The organism is Aldersonia kunmingensis (genome assembly GCF_001646865.1).
Taxonomy (GTDB): Bacteria; Actinomycetota; Actinomycetes; order Mycobacteriales; family Mycobacteriaceae; genus Aldersonia; species Aldersonia kunmingensis.
Genome location: NZ_LRRB01000189.1, coordinates 1 through 18,470 on the forward strand (window position 1 = coordinate 1; position 18,470 = coordinate 18,470).

Sequence of the window (18,470 nt, forward strand, 5' to 3'; positions counted from 1 at the left end):
CCGGGTTGATGCCCAGGTTCGTGTACCAGGCCAGCCGGGTGTCGATCCAGTACTGGTGCCACTCCTCGTCCTCGCCCGGCTTGACGAAGAACTCCATCTCCATCTGCTCGAACTCGCGGGTGCGGAAGATGAAGTTGCCCGGCGTGATCTCGTTGCGGAAGCTCTTGCCGATCTGGCCGATGCCGAACGGCGGCTTCTTGCGCGAGGTGGTCAGCACGTTCGCGAAGTTGACGAAGATGCCCTGCGCAGTCTCCGGGCGAAGGTAGTGCAGGCCGTCCTCGGACTCGACCGGGCCGAGGTAGGTCTTGAGCATCATGTTGAAGTCGCGCGGCTCGGTCCACTTTCCGACGGTGCCGCAGTCCGGACAAACGAGGACATCCATCGCGACGTCGTCCGGGTTGTCGAGGCCCTTCTTCTCCGCGTAGGCCTCCTGCAGGTGGTCCTGCCGGTGCCGCTTGTGGCAGTTCAGGCACTCGACGAGCGGGTCGTTGAAGACACCGACGTGGCCCGACGCGACCCACACCTGCCGCGGCAGGATGACCGACGAATCGAGTCCGACGACGTCGTCGCGGCTGGTGACCGTCGAGCGCCACCACTGCTTCTTGATGTTCTCCTTGAGCTCCACGCCCAGCGGGCCGTAATCCCAAGCCGAGCGGGTTCCGCCGTAGATCTCACCGCACGGGAAGACCAAGCCTCTGCGCTTGGCGAGATTCGCGACGGTGTCGACCTTGGACTTGGGTGCCACTTCGGGGACTCGCAATCTGGTGTGAAGTTACGGAATGGGTCCGGGCAAGCCTATCGGGCGGCGAGCGTCGCCATACGCGGCCTGGTTTGACATGCATGAACGTGCATATCAAAATGGAAGTGATTTGCAATAAGGAGGTTCGGGTGCCCACTACGGATGCCGCCCACCACTCCCTCGCTCGGTCCGCGCCGAGTCCGTTCGACCCACTGTCCGGTGCGGCGCCGATCCCGAAGGAATCGCTCCACGCCGCCGGTGACCTGCTGCGTGCGCTCGCGGCTCCGGTCCGCATCGAGATCGTGCTGCAGCTGCTGCAGTCCAGTCGATGCGTGCACGAACTCGTCGGCTCCCTGGGGGTATCGCAGCCGCTGATCAGCCAGCACCTGCGGGTGCTCAAGTCGGCCGGCGTGGTGCGCGGCGAACGGACCGGTCGCGAAGTGCTCTACGAACTCGTGGACGATCACCTCGCCCGGATCGTGCTCGACGCACTCGAACACGCCCAGGAGGGGATAGCCGATGGCACCGCGCAGCACTGAGGCCGCGCCGATCGGTGTGCGCAGCACCCGGCAGCGCAGCGCCATTTCGGCATTGCTCGATGAGATCGTCGAATTCCGTTCCGCCCAGGAGCTGCACGACGAATTGCGCCGCCGCGGCGAGAACATCGGACTCACAACGGTCTACCGGACCCTGCAGACGCTCGCCGACGCCGGCACGATCGACATGCTTCGCACCGACACCGGCGAGTCGGTGTACCGCCGCTGCTCGTCCGGGCATCACCATCACCTGGTCTGCCGCAACTGCGGTTACACCGTCGAGGTCGAGGGCCCGACCGTCGAGCAGTGGGCGCAGACGGTGGCCGACGAGCACGGGTTCGGCGATGTCAGCCACACCGTGGAGATCTTCGGTACCTGCCGGGACTGTTCCGTCGCGGGGTAGTTGACCCTCGACGCGCACGTTTTCACACGCCCGCGCACGCCCAGGCGTGCGCGCCGGCGCGCTCTGTGCGCGACGAGCTAGGCCAGCAACCCCTGCCGGCTGTCGTCCGCCCCGGCGAGCACGAGCAGCAGAAGAGTCGCGAGCGCTTCGTCATCCAGACCCGCCGCCGGACAGACGTAGCGCAGCACGACATCCGAGAGATCTTCATGATCGATCAGAATGATCGTGCCGAACTGCAGGGCAGAGTTTCGCTCGGCCACGCGCTCCGCGAGTTGTGCGTGATGCGGCCGGTCCCAAGCGAGCACCGCGGTGATCGACAGCACGTCGAGTCCTGGCGAAAGACCTACGGCGCGAAGCGAACACAGCGCTCCCCCGTACTCGAAGGCAAGCGAATCGTCATCGTTGCGCCGCACGTCGACGAACCGCGCGAGTACGTCGGCGGCGCGGTCCTGCAGTTGTTCGGCGGTAGTCGAGCTCATCGGATGTGCCTCAGCCCTTCACGCCGCCGAAGCGGCGATCGCGTTTCGCATACTCGACACACGCGTCCCACAGGTCGCGGCGGTCGAAATCGGGAAATAGCTTGTCCTGGAACACGAATTCGGCATACGCCGATTGCCACAGCAGGAAATTGGAGGTGCGCAGCTCCCCCGAGGGACGCAGGAAGAGATCGACATCCGGCATGTCCGGCTCGTCGAGGAAACGCGCGATCGTCGCCTCGCTGATGCGTTCGGGATCGAGCTGTCCGGCCGCGACACGTCGGGCGATTTCGCGTGTGGCATCGGCGATTTCGGCGCGACCGCCGTAGTTGACGCACATTGTCAGCGTCATTGTCGTGTTGTGCTTGGTGAGTTCCTCGGCGGTCTCGAGTTCCTTGATGACGCTGCGCCACAGCCGCGGTCGCCGTCCGGCCCAACGCACGCGGACGCCCATCTCGTGCATCTCGTCGCGGCGGCGGCGAATCACGTCGCGATTGAACCCCATCAGAAAACGCACCTCGTCGGGGCTGCGCCGCCAGTTCTCAGTGGAGAACGCGTAGGCCGAGAGCCATTTGACGCCGATTTCGATGCAGCCCTCGACGGTATCCATCAGAACGGCTTCACCGCGCTCGTGACCGGCGGTGCGGGGCAGGCCGCGATCCTGGGCCCAGCGCCCGTTGCCATCCATGACGAGCGCGACATGGCGAGGCACGAATTCCGCGGGCAGGTTGGGCGCAGTAGCCCCCGACGGGTGGGGACTCGGTGGCCGGATCGGACGGGACCGGTCAGGCTGAGTCGGCAGCTCGCGGCGTCGAATCACGGCCTCCATCCTGCCCCACCGGGGTCAGGCCACCGCGCGGTACCGCTGCGACGGCGACATCGTGCGGCCGGGACCGCTCGATCAGCGGCAATGTGCGCAGCTGACGCTCGAGATGCCACTGCAGGTGCGCCGCCACCAACCCGCTCGCCTGCCTGCGGACGGTGTCCGAGGTGGTCTCGGTGTAGGCCCAGTCGCCGCGGAGCAGCGCATCCATCAGGTCGAGCACTCCCTGCGACGGAGTGACCGCGCCCGGCGGACGGCAGTGCAGACACACCGATCCCCCGGCAGCCACATGGAACGCGCGATGCGGACCGGGCTCGGCGCAGCGGGCACATTCGGTGAGCGCGGGCGCCCACCCCGCATAGCCCATGGCCCGCAACAGGAATGCGTCGAGGATCAGCTCGGACGGGCGGGAATGCTCGGCGACCGCCCGCAGGGCACCCACCGTGAGCTGGTGCAACCGCAGCGCGGGTGCGCGTTCCTCGCCGGCGAGCCGCTCGGATGTCTCGAGCACCGCACAGGCCGTGGTGTAGCGGCCATAGTCGTTCACTATGTCGGCGGCGAAGGCGTCGATGGTGAGCACCTGGGTCACGATGTCGAGATTGCGCCCGGGATAGAGCTGCACGTCGATATGGGCGAACGGTTCGAGCCGCGCGCCGAACTTCGAGCGGGTGCGGCGCACCCCCTTGGCGACCGCACGAACGAGGCCATGCTGGCGGGTGAGCAGGGTGACGATGCGATCGGCTTCGCCGAGTTTGTGCTGGCGCAACACCACCGCGTTGTCGCGGTAATAGTGCCGCATCTACTCACCTCCTCTCGCATGCCGCAGTCGAGCGAGCACAGCTCACCCATTCCACAGCAGAGTTTTCCACGTGACCCCGACAAACCCGGGCAGGCGGGGCCGCACCGGATATACTGTTCGTTCGAACGAACAGGAGAGCCATGAGCGACATCTCGACCCGCGAACTCGGCCTGCGCGAGCTTGCGACCGCCGTCCACGAGGGCACTGTCACCTCAACCGGGGCCGTCTCGGACGTCCTCGATCGGATCGAGGCCGCCCAGCCCATGCTGAACGCATTCAAGGTCGTCCGCCGCGAGGCTGCTCTGACCGAGGCCGCAGAGGCCGACCGCCGCCTCGCCGCCGGTGAGCGCCTGCCCCTGCTCGGCGTGCCGATCGCGGTCAAGGACGACACCGACCTGGCCGGATCGCCGACGGCATTCGGTTGTGCCGGTGAATTCCCGAACATCGACACCGATGGCGAGGTGGTGCGCCGACTGCGCGCGGCCGGCGCTGTGATCGTCGGCAAGACCAACTCCTGCGAGCTCGGTCAGTGGCCCTTCACCGACGGAAAAGCCTTCGGGTACACCCGCAATCCTTGGGATCGCTCTCGCACACCGGGCGGATCGTCCGGCGGTAGCGCGGCCGCCGTCTCGGCCGGGTTGGTTCCGGCGGCGCTCGGCTCCGACGGCGCCGGATCGGTCCGCATCCCTGCGGCGTGGACGAACCTGGTGGGCATCAAGCCGCAGCGCGGCCGCATCTCCACCTGGCCCCTCGCCGAGGCGTTCCACGGGATCACCGTGAACGGCACCCTGGCCCGTACGGTCGCCGACGCCGCCTGGCTGCTCGACCTCGCGGCCGGAAACCACGAGGGCGACGTGCATCAGCCCGCAACGATCGATGCCTCCGCCGCTGTGCGCCGCGACCCGGGCAGGCTGCGCATCGCCTTGTCGACGCGAATCCCCTTCATTCCCACGCCAACCCGGCTCGATCCCGAGGTACGCGCGGGTGTCGAGCGGATGGCGGCGACGCTGCGCCGACTCGGCCACACCGTGACGGTGGCCGAGGTGCCGTACAGCCCACTGCTCGGCGTCTCGTTCCTGCCCCGCGCGACCGCGGGTCTGTACGACTGGATGGAGCGGGTGCCCGATCCGGAGGCGGTCGATCCGCGCACGCGCGCCAACGCGCGGACCGGCAAGTTGCTGCACGGCGCGCCGCTGCGGCTCGCGCGCCGGCTCGAACCGTACCTGCAGCGACACACCGGCGCGATCTTCCGCGACTTCGATGTCGTGCTCGCCCCCACCACCGCCACTCCCGCACCGCTCGTCGAGGCATTGGACGGCCAAAGTGGTTGGGGTACGGATAAAGTCATCACCGCGGCGTGTCCCTATACGTGGCCGTGGAATGTGCTCGGCTGGCCGAGCGTGGACGTGCCGGCGGGCTTCACCGAGGCCGGTCTGCCGATCGGCGCGCAGCTGATGGGCAACGCCGACAGCGAGCCGCTGCTGCTGTCGCTGGCTGCACAGCTCGAGTCGGAACTGCGCTGGGACAAGGTCCGCCCGGAGCCGTGGTGGCTGCAGAGCTGAGCGTTCGCGAGCGGATTCTCGCCGCCGCCCTCCAGATCGTCGGCACCGATGGTGTTGCGGCGGTGTCGAATCGGCGCATGGCCACGGTGGCGGGAGTCTCGCTCGGCTCCATCACGTACCACTTCCCCACGCAGAACGATCTTTTGCGCGAGGCTCTGCTCGGGTTCGTCCGTGACGAGACCACTCGGCTCACCGAGCTCGCCGAGTCGTATTCCACAGCGCAGCTCACTGTTTCCGACGCGGCCGAGATCGCCGAGCGCGTGGCGAAAGACCTTGCGTTCTCGGCAGAACGAATCGCGCCGTTCGAGCTGTACATCCAGGCCGGACGCGCGGACGAACTGCGCCCCGCTGCGGCGGAGTGTTTCGCGGCCTACGACATGCTGGCAGTCCGGATTCTCGAGTCGCTCGGTATTCCCGATGCCGACACGCTCGCGCCGGCGATAGTGGCCGCGGTCACCGGGATTCAATTGCGGCGACTGGCCACTGGCTCTGCACCACAACAGCTTTCGCTCATGCTACTGCGGCTTATCGACAGCGCGCGCGGATCGGTCGGGGTTAATCCCCCGTCCGGTTGATCCCGGTCGTCACTCGTTACGGACCCGCGGTCTGTGGCTCGGCCGCCGCACCCGTGTCAGCCTGGTTGGGTGATGCCGGCAATTCGGGATTGCTCGGGACATCCGCCTGCGGCGCATCGATTGATTCGACCTGATTCGGCTCGCCCGCTGGAAGAACGGGTAGCTCCGGAATGTCTGGCGGCACGCCCGCCGGAGGCGCAGCGCCCACCCGGCCGGTGTCCTGGCCTTCGAGCCCTTGCACGGACTCCGGTTGCGTTGCCATCGTCAACTCCGGTGCCGTGTACGGCAAAAGTATCTCCTCGGTGGCTATCGGTTCAGTCGTGCTGTCCGCGGACTCGGCAACCAACTGGTCCGATCCGGCACAACCCCCGACAACGGCCGCTGCGGCAGCGGCGGCAACATAGAACGGCAACCTTCGGCTATGCGGCCGAATTCCATCGCTGGTACATCGGGACGTGCGAGCGCATCTCCGCATCGATCTGTCCTCCTGGCTGGCGAATTCCTACGCCATCCAGAATCCACCTGCGCAGAACCCTTGACACGCTAATCGGACAATTTGGTCTCGCGACGGCGGCGCCTGCTCTACCCCACGATCTGAGGCATCACCGCGGTCGCGGTATCCGCCTCGCGCGCGGGCTTACGCCGCCGCCTGACGATCGCGCGCCCACCCTGCCCCGGCGCGTTCGCCACACCGCGAGACTGCACAACCTCCGCGGGACCGTTGGTTGCCTCGAACTCGAACTCCCGCAACAAGGTTCGCAGTACGACGTTCATCTCCATGTTGGCGAATGCCGCGCCGATGCAGCGGCGCACGCCGCCGCCGAACGGGATCCAGGTGTAGTTGTCCGGGTTGGTTCCGACAAACCGATCCGGGTCGAATTCCGCCGCATTGGGGAAGTTCTTGTCCGAGGACTGCGAGAGCAGGATGCTGACGAAAATCGAGTACCCCGCGGGAATCACCCAATCCCCGACCCGCACTCGTTCCTTCACTCTGCGCGGCGCGCCATCGATGACGGGCCGGGTGCGCTGGATCTCGTAGATCGTCGCCTGCCGGTACTTGGATTCGTCGGAATCGGCCTCTGCGACGAGGCGCGCGAGCACGTCCGGGTGCCGGCGCAGGCGCTCGACGGCCCAGGCGAGTGTCGTCGCCGTCGTCTCGTGGCCCGCCGCGAGCAGCGTGAGCAGCTCGTCGGCGACATGGTCGTTCGAGATCCGCGAACCGTCGTCGTATCGGGCTCGCAACATCAGCGAGAGGACGTCCTGACGCTCTTCGAAATTCGGATCGGCCAGTGCGTCGGCGATCAGCTGCTCCACGATCTCGTCATAGCGTCGGCGGTAGCGCTCCATCCGGCCCCATGGGCTCCACGCGCCGTAGTCGCGCCGGACGAACGGCGGCACCACCGTCATCCGCGAGCCGAGAACTACGATGCGCGGCAACAGCTCTCGCAGTTCGGCGAAGGCGTCTCCTTCGGCGCCGAAGACCGCGCGCAGGATCGCATTGAGCGTGATGTGCATGAAGGATTCGAGGGTTGCGAACTCCTCGCCATCGGGCCACGACGCGATCTCGCGCAGCGTTTCCTGCTCGACGATGTCCTCGTACGCCGCCATCCGCTTGCCGTGGAACGGCGGGACCAGCAGCTTGCGTCGAGCGCGGTGCTCGGCACCGTCGAGGCTGAAGGTCGATCCCGGACCGAGAACCAGACCGAGAGCGCCGCCGAGACCGACCAGGTCGAAGTTGGTGGTGAAGATGTCCTTGACCAGGACGGGGTCGCTGATCACGACCGTCTTGCCGAGTGAGGGCAGATTCAGCACGAACTCGCTGCCGTAGCGCTTCCCCAGCAGTGCGGTGAGCCGCTGACGGGCGAGGACGAACGGAATCGCCTGTAGGACCCGAGGCACCGGCAGCGCAGGCGGTAGCCGTACCGGATCGGTCGTCGCCACTCCCATTGGGGTCCCCTCTCGCCCGAAGTGTGATCGGGGTTACGGTACGCACACGTACCGCTCCAGCGCAAGAGTCCACGCTCCTGACCCGGCGCATTCGGACGGACCCGGCAAGCGCGCCGGACGCATAGGATTCTCGCCACGGCGGAAGGTGGAAGTTGACAGCGGCGAACCCCAAGCACAGTGACGGTGACCAGAGCGTCGCCGACAGCACGTCCGGGTTCCGACACCGCCTGCTCGACGCGCTGGCCGCTGTGATCGCCGACAAGGGGTACACCAACACCACGGTCGCCGACATCGTCCGCCAGGCGCGCACCTCGCGGCGCACGTTCTACGAGTACTTCGCCGACCGGCAGTCCTGCCTCATCGCCCTGCTCACCGACACCAACGCCGCGAATATCCGTGCGATCGGAGGCGCAGTCGACGGACGCGCGCCATGGCAGACGCAGGTCACTCAGGCGGTGCTCGCCTGGATCGACCGCACCGACGCCACGCCCACCCTGACGCTGACGTGGATCCGGGACGCGCCGGCGCTCGGCGCATCCGCGCGCGAACTGCACTGGGCCGCGATGGACGCCTTCGTCGACCTGGTCCAGGCACTCGGCGAGGGCGAAGTTCTCCGCGAATCGGGGGTCGGCCCGATATCTCGGCAACGCGCAATCCTGCTGCTCGGCGGCCTACGCGAACTCACCGCGTATGCGCTGGAGAACGGCACATCGGCGCGCGATATCTCCGACGAGGCGGTCGCCGCGGCGGTCGCACTGCTCGCACCGCGCCGCTGACCCCAGGTCGGGGTTAGAAGCCGAGCCGCCCCAGCTGTTTCGGGTCGCGCTGCCAGTCCTTCGCGACCTTGACGTGCAGGTCGAGATAGATCCTGGTGCCGAGTAAGTGCTCGATCTGCTTGCGCGCGTTCGTGCCCACCTCGCGGAGCCGGGAACCGCCCTTGCCGATGACGATCGCCTTCTGGCTCGGCCGTTCGACGTAGAGCAGGGCGTGCACGTCGAGCATGTCGTCGCGCCCCTCGCGCGGCAGCACCTCCTCGATCACCACCGCGAGCGAGTGCGGCAGTTCGTCACGCACCCCCTCGAGTGCGGCCTCCCGGATGAGCTCCGCCATGAGCGTTTCCTCGGGCTCATCGGTCAGCTCGCCGTCCGGGTAAAACGCCGGACCCTCCGGCATATTCGAGGACAGGACGTCGACGAGGGTTTCCAGGTTCTCCGCTGACGTCGCCGACACTGGAACGACGTCGGTGTCACCGCCGAGCAGCTGCGACACCGCGAGCAACTGTTCGACCACGCGCTGCTTGCCGACCTTGTCGATCTTCGTCACCAGGCCAATGAACTTCGTCTTCGGCGCGACCGTGCGCACCTGTTCCAGGATCCAGCGGTCGCCGGGGCCGATTCGCTCGTCCGCCGGGAAGCACTGAGCGATGACGTCGACCTCGGAATACGTATCGCGCACAAGGTCGTTCAGCCGCTGCCCGAGCAGAGTCCGCGGCCGGTGCAATCCGGGGGTGTCGACCAGGATGAGCTGAGTATGCGGGCGGTGCACGATGCCGCGGATGGTGTGACGGGTGGTCTGCGGCCGCGACGACGTGATCGCGATCTTGCTGCCCACCAGCGCATTCGTGAGCGTCGACTTGCCGGTGTTCGGACGCCCGACGAAACAGACGAAGCCGGAACGGAATTCGGCGTTCTTATCGCGATTAGCCATTGTGCACCGCCAGCACCGCGCCGTCGCGGCCGGTCACGACAACCCGCGCCCCTGCGGACACCTCGCGCACCGCGGTGACACCCGCGTCGCCGGCGTCTCCGCCGAGCAGCACGGCCGCCTCGAATCCCTCCGCGCCACTCGACAGCGCCGCGGCCACAGCGGCCTGCAGCGCGGTCAGGCGCAGTGACGACAGGTCCACCTGCCCGGCAGCGTAGGTGCGTCCGTCGGAATCGCGAACGGCTGCACCCTGGTCGGTACCAGCGCGGGCCATGGCACCGCGTGCGAGCACCACCAGCTTGTCGTCTTCGGCATCGAGTTCACTCATGTCGAGCGCCGTCCTTCTCTTCGTCGTGTGCGGAAGCTGAGCGTGCCGAGCGTCCGTTGCGTGCAACCGGTTCGGAAGAGTCGCGCTCCTCCTCGGCCCGGCTGACCAGGATGGTGTGTACGCGTGTGCGGCCCTTGCTGTCCGCGCCGCCCTCTCCGCGCAGCAGCAGGCCGTGACTGACAACGTGCGCCCCGGGCAACGGAACGCGGCCGAGCGTGTGGGCGAGCAGGCCGCCGACCGTGTCGACGTCCTCCTCCTCGATCTCGATATCGAACAGCTCGCCGATATCCTCGATCGACACTCGTGCCGACACCCGAAACTCCCCGTCCCCCAACTCTTCCACCGGGGGTTTTTCGTCGGTGTCGTATTCGTCGGCGATCTCCCCGACGATCTCCTCGAGAATGTCCTCGATGGTCACCAGGCCGGCGATACCGCCGTACTCGTCCACGAGGATCGCCATGTGGTTGCGGTCGCGCTGCATCTCGGCGAGGAGGCTGTCGAGCGGCTTGGAGTCCGGCACGAACACCGCCGGGCGCATGACATCACGGACCGTGGCGTCGTGGCCGTTGTCGGCGCCGTAACGCTGCGCGACAAGGTCTTTGAGGTACACGACCCCGAGCACGTCGTCGACATTCTCGCCGACCACCGGGATGCGCGAGTTCCCGCTGCGGACCGCAAGCGACGCCGCCTGCTCGGCAGTCTTGTCGGCCTCGATCCAGATCATCTCGGTGCGCGGCACCATCACCGCACGCGCCGGCGTATCGCCGAGTTCGAACACGGACTGGATCATCCTGCGCTCATCGTCCGCGACCACGCCGCGCTCCTGCGCCATGTCGACGAGTTCGCGCAGTTCGATCTCGGAGGCGAAGGGACCATTGCGGAATCCACGGCCGGGAGTGAGGGCATTACCGATCACGATCAGCAGCCGGGTGATCGGCCCGAGCAACCTGCCGAGAGCGTGCACCGGCCACGCCGCCACCAGCGCGATCGAGTAGGCATGTTGACGGCCGAGGGTGCGGGGCGCGATGCCGATCACGATGAAGTCGACCAGCACCATTACGACGGCACTGACGGTCAGAGCCCAGTTCTCGGTGAGCATGTTCAGCAGTGCGGCCGCGAGCAGCACCGTCGCGGTGATTTCTGCTGCGATGCGCAGCAGCACCATCAGGTTCACGTAGCGCGCGCGCTCGGCGAGCACCCGTTCCAGCCGGACGGCTCCGGGCCGCTCGGCACGCACGAGATCCTCGACGCGCGCGGGCGACACTGTGTTCAGGGCGGAATCGATGGCAGCGACTAGCCCGCCGACCGCCACCAGCAGGACCGCGAGGACGATCAGCGCGGGGTCGTTCACGCTTGGTCGGGACTATCGATGAATCCGGTCTTACCGAGCAGCCGGCTATCGCGTTCGGCCAGTGCGGCCGCGCGCTCGGCCTGGCGCAGACTCTCGTACCACTCCTCGAGCAGCCGGTTCTGCAGGCCGAACATCTCCTTCTCCTCCTCCGGCTCGGCGTGGTCGTAGCCGAGCAGGTGGAGCACACCGTGCACGGTGAGCAGGGCAAGTTCCTGCGCTGTCGAATGGCCGGCCTTCTCGGCCTGGCCGGCGGCGAACTCCGGGCAGAGCACGATGTCGCCCAGCATCGATGGGCCCGGCTCCGGGCTGTCCGGACGGCCGCCCGGCTCCAGCTCGTCCATCGGGAAAGACATGACGTCGGTCGGACCGGGGAGATCCATCCAGCGCATGTGCAGGTCGGCCATGGTGTCGAGGTCGACGAGAACCATCGACAACTCGGCGGCAGGATGGACGTCCATCCGCGCAATCACGAACCGGGCGACGTCGATCAGTTCTTCCTCGGATACGTCGACACCCGACTCGTTCGAGACCTCGATACTCACGCGCTCAGCCTATCGGTGCAGGCAGGGTGTTCCGCAGCACACCGCAACGATTGCCGGATCTCACCTGCGCGACGGGCGGCCGCCGTGCGCGGCGCGGCGCTGGGCGCGGTTGCCCAACTCGGTCCGGTTGTCCACCTCGGCCCGCTCGTACGCGTCGACGATGTGCGACACCAGCCGGTGTCGGACAACGTCGGTGCTGGTCAATTGGGAGAAGTGGATGTCGTCGATGCCGGTGAGGATGTCGGCCGCCGCGCGCAGCCCCGAGCGGGCGCCGCCGGGCAGGTCGACCTGCGTGACGTCGCCGGTGACGACGATCTTCGATCCGAAACCGAGGCGCGTAAGGAACATCTTCATCTGCTCGGCCGTAGTATTCTGGGCCTCGTCGAGGATGATGAACGCATCATTAAGTGTGCGTCCCCGCATATATGCCAGCGGCGCAACCTCAATTACGCCCGCCGCCAACAACTTTGGGATCGACTCGGGATCCATCATGTCGTGCAGGGCGTCGTACAACGGACGCAGGTACGGGTCGATCTTCTCGTTCAGCGTGCCGGGCAAGAAGCCAAGTCGCTCACCGGCTTCCACTGCGGGCCGGGTCAGGATGATGCGGGTGACCTGCTTGGTCTGCAGCGCCTGAACGGCCTTCGCCATCGCCAGGTAGGTCTTGCCGGTACCGGCGGGGCCGATCCCGAAAACGATGGTGTGCTCGTCGATCGCATCCACATATCGCTTCTGGTTCAACGTCTTCGGCCGGATCGTCTTGCCGCGCCGGGACAGGATGTCGAGACTGAGCACCTCGGCAGGCGACTCGGACAGCCCCTCGGTGAGCATCGAGACGGTGTGTCGGACGGCATCGACGGTGACCTGCGGTCCCCGGACGGCGAGCGCCACGAGTTGTTCGATGACTCGCTCGGCGAGTGCTACATCGGCGGCTTCGCCGGTGAGGGTGACCGCGTTGCCACGAACGTGGATGTCCGCATCGAGGAGCCGTTCGAGTTGGCGAAGGTTCGCATCGGCCGAGCCGAGGAATCCGAACACCGCATCCGGCGGCAGTTCCACCGTGGACCGAACGGTGGGCGGCGCCCCATCATCGATCAGCCCACCCGAGATCTGATTCGAGGGCTCACCTATCTCGTTCTGGGCTCTCACGTGGTGGCTATAGCCTGCTTCCTTGGTTCGGCTGCTTCTGGAACCAAGTCTAGTCCTCGCGGCAAATTGGTCGCATTCGAAATACCTGCGTTAGCGGCCCCGGGGTTGCGCTCGCGCCGACCACAACTCTTCACGCCGGACTCGCGGCGCCGGACCATTGCGAGCATGATCATTGCGCTCATTGTGGCTGCCATCGCAGCGTTGGGCATCGGCGTCGGTATCGCGGCACCGCCCCCTCCTCCGCCACCGGCACCGCCACCCGCGGTCGTCGCACCCGCATCCGCGCCCATCGGCACGGCAGGCGCATACGCACTGGCTCCGGACTATGGACAGCCCGCGAACGGGGCGGGTACCGCGCCCGCGCTCACACCGGCCTTCTCCCCCGTTCAGGTGCCGCCGGTGCAGGTCGAAGGCGGCACTGTCCTTGCGCACCCGTACCTCGCATCGTGGGTGCACGATCTCGTCCAGGTGCCGCCGGGAACTGCGTTGGAAGCGCGCGGCGCGGTGCGGGTGCGTGCGGGAGACGTCGTTGTCAACCCGAACGGACATTGCTTGTTCGGCGAAGCGGCGCCTGCGGCTGCCGAATCGCCGCTGACACCGGTGCGAGTGAGTGTTCCCGGTTTCGAGCTGGTCGTGGAGCCGACGCTCTATCGCTAGTGCGGGAGGTACTGCTAGTGCAGCGGCCGGGCGGACCATCGCCCGGTCATAGCGCCGAGCGCACCCAGCGCGACGGCGGCGGCTGTGGATGTACGCAGCACGCTCGGGCCGAGCAATACCGCGCTGGCGCCGGCCGCTGCGAGCTTGTCCAGCTCGCCGTCGTCAAGGCCGCCCTCCGGCCCAACCACGAGCAGCACTTGGGGGATGTCGGCCAGCTCGAGTCGCGCAAGCGATCCTTCGGCGGATTCGTGCAGGGCCAGCGCCACCGCGCCCGCGGCGACGCGATCGCGCACCAGCCCGCACACGGCGGCGGTGTCGTGCAGATCGGCTACTTCGGGGATACACGCCCGGCGCGACTGCTGGGCTGCCGCGCGTGCGGTGGCTCGCCATTTGTCGACACCCTTGCGCGCCTTGCCGGTGTCCCAGCGGGCCACACAGCGCGCCGCTTGCCACGGCACGATCTCGTCGATACCCGCCTCGGTGGCTAGTTCCACGGCCAGCTCGGAGCGCTCGGACTTCGGCAGCGCCTGCACCAATGTGACGCGCGGTTCGGGCGTCTCGACCCGCGTGCGGGCCGTGACGGTCAGCTCGAGCCGATCCTTTTCGGCCGCCGATACCGTCGACTCGGCGATCTCACCGCGCCCGTCGGACAACGTGATTCGCGTCCCCACCCCGATCCGCCGCACGGTCGCGGCGTGGTGGCCCTCCTTGCCGTCGAGCACGGCAACGGACCCGACCGGCGGCAGCGGGTCGAGGTAGAAGAGGGTGGCGGCCATGCTTCGGCCGCTGTTCAGCGACCGCTGAAGGCGTCGCGCAGGCGCGAGAACAGCCCGCCGCTGTGCTCGGAACCGCTCGACACGACCTCGGCGCGGTCCCGTTCACGCAGGTTCTTGTAGTCGCGCAGCAGGTCGGCCTGCTTGTGATCGAGCTTCGTCGGAACGACGACCTCGAAGTGCGCGATCAGGTCACCACGCGTGCCCGAGCGCAGCTTCGGCATGCCGTGTCCGCGCATCACGATCTGCTGACCGGGCTGCGAGCCCGGCGCGACGGTGAACTCGGTCGGGCCGTCGAGGATCGCGTCCACCACGACCGTGGTGCCGAGGGCGGCGTCGACCATCGGCACCCGGATGGTGCAGTGCAGATCGTCGCCGTCGCGCACGAACGTCTCGTGCGCAGTCTCGAGGATTTCGACGTACAGGTCGCCGGCGGGGCCACCGCCGGGGCCGACCTCACCCTGCGAGGCGAGCCGGATCCGCATGCCGTTCGCGACACCCGCAGGCACCTTGGCGGCGATCTCGCGGCGCGCACGCACGCGGCCGTCGCCGGAGCACTTGTGGCACGGGTCGGTGATCACCTCGCCCGCACCGCGGCACGTCGGGCACGGGCGGGACGTCATGACCTGGCCGAGGAACGAGCGCTGCACCGACTGGACCTCGCCGGCGCCGCCACACGTCTCACAACGGCTCGGGTGCGAGTTGCCGTGCGTGCCCGCGCCCTGGCACAGGTCGCACAGCACCGCGGTATCGACGGTCAGATGCTTGGTGACGCCGGTGGCGCACTCGGCGAGGGTGAGCTTGGTACGCAGCAGCGAGTCGGCACCCGGCTGAACCCGGCCGCGGGGCCGGCGGCCGCCGCCGGTCGCGCCCGCGCCGAAGAACGCCTCGAAGACATCACCGAGCCCACCGAATCCGGCGCCGGTGAATCCGCCTGCACCGCCACCGGACTGGTACGGGTCGCCGCCCATGTCGACGATGCGGCGCTTCTCCGGATCCGACAGCACTTCATAGGCCGTCGAGATGTCCTTGAACTGGGCCTGTGCGGCCTCGTCCGGATTGACGTCGGGGTGCAGCTCACGGGCGAGCTTCCGATAGGCCCGCTTGATTTCCTGGTCGGTCGCGTTGCGTCCGACACCGAGCAGTCCGTAGTAGTCGCGTGCCACCTGAGTTCTTTCGTCCCTGTTCCCAATTGTCAGTTGCCGCGCCAGAAGTGCGCTCGCGCCGCCGCGCAATTCCTCGCGCGCCGCGGCCAAAACAGCGCGGCACACCGCGCTGTCAACACTGCAACGCTACCTGCCGATGCCGTGCAACCGGCAATTAGCGTCCCCCGAGCACCTCGCCGATGTACTTCGCGACGGTCGCCACCGAGGCGATCGTGCCGGGGTAGTCCATCCGGGTCGGTCCGAGGACGCCCATCCCGCCGAGCACCGTGTCGAGACCGTAGGCAGTCGACACCATCGACGTGCCGCGCATCTCTTCGACCTGGGTCTCTTCACCGATGCGCACGGTCACCGTGCCGGGCTGCTGCGCCGCGGCGAGCAGTTTGAGCACGATCACCTGTTCCTCGAGCGCCTCGAGCACCGACCGGAGCGAGCCCGGGAAGCCGGGGAGCGCCTCGAAGTCCCCCGCATTGCGGGTGAGGTTCGCCGTGCCGCCGAGCACCAGGCGATCCTCAGGGTGCTCCACGAGGGTCTCGACCAGCACGGTTGTCGCGCGCACCACCGCTTCGCGCAGTTGCGGCGGTGCGTCCACCGCAAGTTCGGCGACCGACTGTGCAGCCACGGCGAGCCGCTTGCCCTCCATCGCGCCCCCGAGCAGCCCCCGCAAACCGGCGAGATCCTCGTCGGAGATGACGTCACCGAGCTCGACGATGCGCTGGTCCACTCGGCCGGTGTCGGTGATGACAACCAGCAACAAGCGTGCCGGCGTCAGCGGAACGATTTCGAGGTGGCGGACCGAGGATGCCGAGAGGATCGGGTACTGCACGACCGCAACCTGCCGGGTGAGCTGGGCGAGCAGCCGGACTCCGCGGCGCAGCACGTCGTCGAGGTCGACTCCGCTTTCGAGGAACTCGAGGATCGCGCGCCGTTCCGCGGTGGAGAGCGGCTTCACTTCCGAAATCCGGTCGACGAACTGGCGATAGCCCTTGTCGGTCGGCACGCGGCCCGAGCTCGTGTGCGGCTGGGCGATGTACCCCTCGGCCTCGAGTACGGCCATGTCGTTGCGGACGGTGGCACTGGACACTCCGAGGTTGTGCCGATCGACGAGCGCCTTCGAGCCCACCGGTTCCTTGGTGGACACGTAGTCGGCAACGATCGCGCGCAACACCTGGAAGCGCCGTTCCTCCGTGCTCGCCATCGTTTCCACCTCCTGGCACATCTTCGACGACCGCAACCCGTGCCGACCGGGTGGTCTCTTCGCCGCCGGCGCCTACCACGGGTGAAGGTCCAGTTTAGTCCGACCTTCGGCCGTAACCATTGCAAGACGTATGGTGCGGCGGAAGACCAACGAACGAACTGGGCGGTGGTAATGATTTTTCGAGGCGTGCGGGAGGGCAAGCCCTATCCCGACCACGGACTTTCCATCAAGGATTGGTCAAAAATCCCGCCTCGTCAGGTACGGCTCGACGAAATCGTCACCACGACGAAGGTGCTCGAACTCGACCGCCTGCTGTCCGAGGACTCGACGTTCTACGGCGACCTGTTTCCGCACGCCGTGCGGTGGCAGGGCGTGATCTACCTCGAGGACGGCCTGCACCGCGCTGTACGCGCGGCGCTGCGCAACCGGACAGTCATGCACGCGCGCGTGCTCGAGATGGGACCGGACCGCTAGGTCAGCACGCGGCGCACAACGGCGTCAGCGAGCAGCCGGCCGCGGCCGGTGAGCACGAACGTGTCACGCACTTCGCGGAGCAGCCCATCGGTGACGAGTTCGTCCGCCGCGGCACGTTCGGCCGCGTCGAGCAGACCGCTCGGCAGACCGGTGCGCAGCCGTGTGGTCAACATCACTTCCTCCGTGTGCGCCTCGGCCTCGGTCAGCTTCTCGCTGTCCTGCACCGGCAGCACTCCATCGGCGAGGGTCTGCGCGTAGCGGGCCGGGTGTTTGACGTTCCACCACCGCACCCCGCCGACATGGCTGTGCGCGCCCGGGCCTGCACCCCACCAGTCGCCGCCGTCCCAGTACCCCAGGTTGTGCCGGCAGCGCGAGTCGCCGGCATCGGCGGCCCAGTTCGAGACCTCGTACCAGTTCAGTCCCGCCGCCGACAGCCGCGCGTCGACCTGTTCATAGCGCTCGGCGAGCACGTCGTCGTCGGGCGCGGGAAGCTCGCCGCGCCGGATCCGGCGCGATAGCGCGGTGCCGTCCTCGACGATCAGGGCGTAGGCAGAGACGTGGTCGACCCCGGCGTCGAGCACCGCATCGAGCGACCGATCGAGGTCGCCCGCGCGCTCACCGGGAGTGCCGTAGATGAGGTCGAGATTGACGTGATCGAACCCGGCCGCACGTGCCTCGCGTGCCGCCGCAACCGGACGGCCCGGCGTGTGCACGCGATCGAGCACCTTCAGCACATGCGGTGCGGCGGACTGCATTCCGAGCGAGATGCGCGTGTAGCCCGCGGCCCGGAGCCGGTCGAAGAATTCCGGCCCGGTGGACTCCGGATTCGACTCGGTGGTCACTTCGGCGCCCGGCGCGAGACCGAAACTCGACTTCACCGCATCCAGCACCGCGGCGAGGCCGTCGCCCCCGAGCAGGGACGGCGTGCCGCCGCCGACGAACACCGTCTGCGCGACAGGCACCCCACCCGGGCTCTGCGCGAGCCGCCCGGCCGCGAGGTCGAGTTCGGTGCGCATCGCGTCGAGCCAGGACTGGGGCGATGCGCTGCTCCCCAGCTCGCCCGCGGTGTAGGTGTTGAAGTCGCAATAGCCGCATCGGGTGGCGCAGAACGGGACGTGCACGTACACCCCGAACGGCCGCTTTCCCACGCCACGCAGCGCCGCGTCGGACAGCTCCAGCGACGCGGCGGCACTCACGGTCGGGGCGCTGCTCACGCCTTCATTGTCCCCGTCCCGTCGCGCGCGATCGCACCGGCTGTTGCATATTCCACT

The 18,470-nt window shown here is 67.7% G+C and carries 22 protein-coding genes; 7 read left to right on the top strand and 15 right to left on the bottom strand.

The features are described from left to right. A partial coding sequence (locus A8G08_RS14270) for a glycine--tRNA ligase (protein ID WP_068275098.1) occupies window positions 1-745 on the bottom strand: 745 nt, incomplete at its 3' end. A 206-nt stretch (window positions 746-951) separates the two neighbouring features. On the opposite strand from A8G08_RS14270, the gene A8G08_RS14275 reads away from it, so the two are divergent. Beyond that, complete coding sequence (locus A8G08_RS14275) at window positions 952-1,278, top strand: ArsR/SmtB family transcription factor (protein ID WP_068275173.1); 327 nt, start codon at window positions 952-954, stop codon at window positions 1,276-1,278. Next, the gene (locus A8G08_RS14280) at window positions 1,259-1,678 is read left to right on the top strand and encodes a Fur family transcriptional regulator (protein ID WP_068275101.1); all 420 of its coding nucleotides are present in this window, start codon (window positions 1,259-1,261) and stop codon (window positions 1,676-1,678) included. Before A8G08_RS14275 ends, A8G08_RS14280 begins: the two co-directional genes overlap by 20 nt. Window positions 1,679-1,755: 77 nt before the next feature. Here A8G08_RS14280 and A8G08_RS14285 read toward each other — a convergent pair whose 3' ends face one another. From A8G08_RS14285 to recO, 3 genes are read right to left on the bottom strand one after another with little or no spacing between them, the layout of a single operon-like run. Further along, the gene (locus A8G08_RS14285; RefSeq protein WP_068275104.1) at window positions 1,756-2,157 is read right to left on the bottom strand and encodes a YbjN domain-containing protein; all 402 of its coding nucleotides are present in this window, start codon (window positions 2,155-2,157) and stop codon (window positions 1,756-1,758) included. Window positions 2,158-2,167: 10 nt separating this feature from the next. Further along, window positions 2,168-2,974 (bottom strand): isoprenyl transferase, encoded by an 807-nt coding sequence (locus tag A8G08_RS14290; protein WP_084436256.1) that lies wholly within the window; start codon window positions 2,972-2,974, stop codon window positions 2,168-2,170. Next, window positions 2,940-3,776 carry a DNA repair protein RecO gene (gene recO / locus A8G08_RS14295; protein WP_084436250.1) on the bottom strand — a complete coding sequence of 279 codons (837 nt, stop codon included), beginning with the start codon at window positions 3,774-3,776 and terminating at the stop codon, window positions 2,940-2,942. The genes A8G08_RS14290 and recO overlap by 35 nt, the downstream gene beginning before the upstream one ends. A 140-nt stretch (window positions 3,777-3,916) precedes the next feature. On the opposite strand from recO, the gene A8G08_RS14300 reads away from it, so the two are divergent. Together A8G08_RS14300 and A8G08_RS14305 are read left to right on the top strand one after the other, a co-directional pair. After that, window positions 3,917-5,338 (top strand): amidase, encoded by a 1,422-nt coding sequence (locus A8G08_RS14300; protein ID WP_068275110.1) that lies wholly within the window; start codon window positions 3,917-3,919, stop codon window positions 5,336-5,338. Beyond that, window positions 5,323-5,913 (top strand): TetR/AcrR family transcriptional regulator, encoded by a 591-nt coding sequence (locus tag A8G08_RS14305; protein ID WP_245672834.1) that lies wholly within the window; start codon window positions 5,323-5,325, stop codon window positions 5,911-5,913. Before A8G08_RS14300 ends, A8G08_RS14305 begins: the two co-directional genes overlap by 16 nt. A gap of 16 nt (window positions 5,914-5,929) precedes the next feature. Here the strand turns inward: A8G08_RS14305 and A8G08_RS14310 are convergent, their stop codons facing one another. Further along, window positions 5,930-6,325: a hypothetical protein gene (locus A8G08_RS14310; protein ID WP_068275113.1), complete on the bottom strand. Its 396-nt coding sequence runs from the start codon at window positions 6,323-6,325 to the stop codon at window positions 5,930-5,932. 170 nt (window positions 6,326-6,495) lie between these two features. Further along, on the bottom strand, window positions 6,496-7,860 hold the full coding sequence (locus tag A8G08_RS14315) for a cytochrome P450 (protein ID WP_068275116.1): 1,365 nt from the start codon (window positions 7,858-7,860) through the stop codon (window positions 6,496-6,498). 152 nt (window positions 7,861-8,012) lie between these two features. Between A8G08_RS14315 and A8G08_RS14320 the strand changes: the two genes are divergently transcribed. Beyond that, window positions 8,013-8,636 carry a TetR/AcrR family transcriptional regulator gene (locus A8G08_RS14320; protein WP_068275119.1) on the top strand — a complete coding sequence of 208 codons (624 nt, stop codon included), beginning with the start codon at window positions 8,013-8,015 and terminating at the stop codon, window positions 8,634-8,636. A 13-nt stretch (window positions 8,637-8,649) separates the two neighbouring features. On the opposite strand, the gene era is transcribed toward A8G08_RS14320, so the two are convergent. Genes era through A8G08_RS14345 form a run of 5 tightly spaced genes read right to left on the bottom strand, consistent with a single transcriptional unit; the run spans window position 8,650 to window position 12,895 of the window. Beyond that, window positions 8,650-9,567, bottom strand: coding sequence for a GTPase Era (gene era / locus A8G08_RS14325; protein WP_068275122.1), 918 nt, complete (start codon window positions 9,565-9,567; stop codon window positions 8,650-8,652). Further along, on the bottom strand, window positions 9,560-9,892 hold the full coding sequence (locus A8G08_RS14330; protein ID WP_068275125.1) for a cytidine deaminase: 333 nt from the start codon (window positions 9,890-9,892) through the stop codon (window positions 9,560-9,562). Before A8G08_RS14330 ends, era begins: the two co-directional genes overlap by 8 nt. Next, the gene (locus A8G08_RS14335; RefSeq protein WP_068275128.1) at window positions 9,885-11,243 is read right to left on the bottom strand and encodes a hemolysin family protein; all 1,359 of its coding nucleotides are present in this window, start codon (window positions 11,241-11,243) and stop codon (window positions 9,885-9,887) included. The genes A8G08_RS14330 and A8G08_RS14335 overlap by 8 nt, the downstream gene beginning before the upstream one ends. Beyond that, entirely contained in the window at window positions 11,240-11,785 is a 546-nt protein-coding gene (ybeY, locus tag A8G08_RS14340; protein WP_068275130.1) for an rRNA maturation RNase YbeY, read from the bottom strand. The genes A8G08_RS14335 and ybeY overlap by 4 nt, the downstream gene beginning before the upstream one ends. Window positions 11,786-11,845: 60 nt before the next feature. Beyond that, window positions 11,846-12,895: a PhoH family protein gene (locus A8G08_RS14345; protein WP_084436258.1), complete on the bottom strand. Its 1,050-nt coding sequence runs from the start codon at window positions 12,893-12,895 to the stop codon at window positions 11,846-11,848. A gap of 204 nt (window positions 12,896-13,099) precedes the next feature. On the opposite strand from A8G08_RS14345, the gene A8G08_RS14350 reads away from it, so the two are divergent. Next, a complete protein-coding gene (locus tag A8G08_RS14350) occupies window positions 13,100-13,591 on the top strand; it encodes a hypothetical protein (RefSeq protein WP_157108578.1) in 492 nt (163 codons plus the stop codon). A gap of 14 nt (window positions 13,592-13,605) precedes the next feature. On the opposite strand, the gene A8G08_RS14355 is transcribed toward A8G08_RS14350, so the two are convergent. The 3 genes from A8G08_RS14355 to hrcA form a co-directional block, all read right to left on the bottom strand. After that, window positions 13,606-14,367, bottom strand: coding sequence for a 16S rRNA (uracil(1498)-N(3))-methyltransferase (locus A8G08_RS14355; RefSeq protein WP_068275136.1), 762 nt, complete (start codon window positions 14,365-14,367; stop codon window positions 13,606-13,608). Between the two features lie 14 nt (window positions 14,368-14,381). Beyond that, the gene (gene dnaJ, locus A8G08_RS14360; RefSeq protein ID WP_068275139.1) at window positions 14,382-15,530 is read right to left on the bottom strand and encodes a molecular chaperone DnaJ; all 1,149 of its coding nucleotides are present in this window, start codon (window positions 15,528-15,530) and stop codon (window positions 14,382-14,384) included. Between the two features lie 154 nt (window positions 15,531-15,684). After that, a complete protein-coding gene (gene hrcA, locus A8G08_RS14365) occupies window positions 15,685-16,725 on the bottom strand; it encodes a heat-inducible transcriptional repressor HrcA (protein ID WP_068275142.1) in 1,041 nt (346 codons plus the stop codon). 171 nt (window positions 16,726-16,896) lie between these two features. On the opposite strand from hrcA, the gene A8G08_RS14370 reads away from it, so the two are divergent. After that, on the top strand, window positions 16,897-17,199 hold the full coding sequence (locus A8G08_RS14370) for a type II toxin-antitoxin system VapB family antitoxin (protein ID WP_068275146.1): 303 nt from the start codon (window positions 16,897-16,899) through the stop codon (window positions 17,197-17,199). On the opposite strand, the gene hemW is transcribed toward A8G08_RS14370, so the two are convergent. Next, window positions 17,196-18,413 (bottom strand): radical SAM family heme chaperone HemW, encoded by a 1,218-nt coding sequence (gene hemW, locus A8G08_RS14375; RefSeq protein WP_068275149.1) that lies wholly within the window; start codon window positions 18,411-18,413, stop codon window positions 17,196-17,198. The two genes, A8G08_RS14370 and hemW, sit on opposite strands and share 4 nt — an antisense overlap. Window positions 18,414-18,470 lie beyond the last annotated feature (57 nt).

Coding starts and splice junctions, on each gene's coding strand:
- hrcA (WP_068275142.1), bottom strand. CDS start 16,725: ATGGCGAGCACGGAGGAACGGCGCTTCCAGGTGTTGCGCGCGATCGTT.
- A8G08_RS14355 (WP_068275136.1), bottom strand. CDS start 14,367: ATGGCCGCCACCCTCTTCTACCTCGACCCGCTGCCGCCGGTCGGGTCC.
- A8G08_RS14350 (WP_157108578.1), top strand. CDS start 13,100: ATGATCATTGCGCTCATTGTGGCTGCCATCGCAGCGTTGGGCATCGGC.
- era (WP_068275122.1), bottom strand. CDS start 9,567: ATGGCTAATCGCGATAAGAACGCCGAATTCCGTTCCGGCTTCGTCTGT.
- A8G08_RS14285 (WP_068275104.1), bottom strand. CDS start 2,157: ATGAGCTCGACTACCGCCGAACAACTGCAGGACCGCGCCGCCGACGTA.
- A8G08_RS14370 (WP_068275146.1), top strand. CDS start 16,897: ATGATTTTTCGAGGCGTGCGGGAGGGCAAGCCCTATCCCGACCACGGA.
- A8G08_RS14315 (WP_068275116.1), bottom strand. CDS start 7,860: ATGGGAGTGGCGACGACCGATCCGGTACGGCTACCGCCTGCGCTGCCG.
- recO (WP_084436250.1), bottom strand. CDS start 3,776: ATGCGGCACTATTACCGCGACAACGCGGTGGTGTTGCGCCAGCACAAA.
- A8G08_RS14300 (WP_068275110.1), top strand. CDS start 3,917: ATGAGCGACATCTCGACCCGCGAACTCGGCCTGCGCGAGCTTGCGACC.
- A8G08_RS14280 (WP_068275101.1), top strand. CDS start 1,259: ATGGCACCGCGCAGCACTGAGGCCGCGCCGATCGGTGTGCGCAGCACC.
- A8G08_RS14330 (WP_068275125.1), bottom strand. CDS start 9,892: ATGAGTGAACTCGATGCCGAAGACGACAAGCTGGTGGTGCTCGCACGC.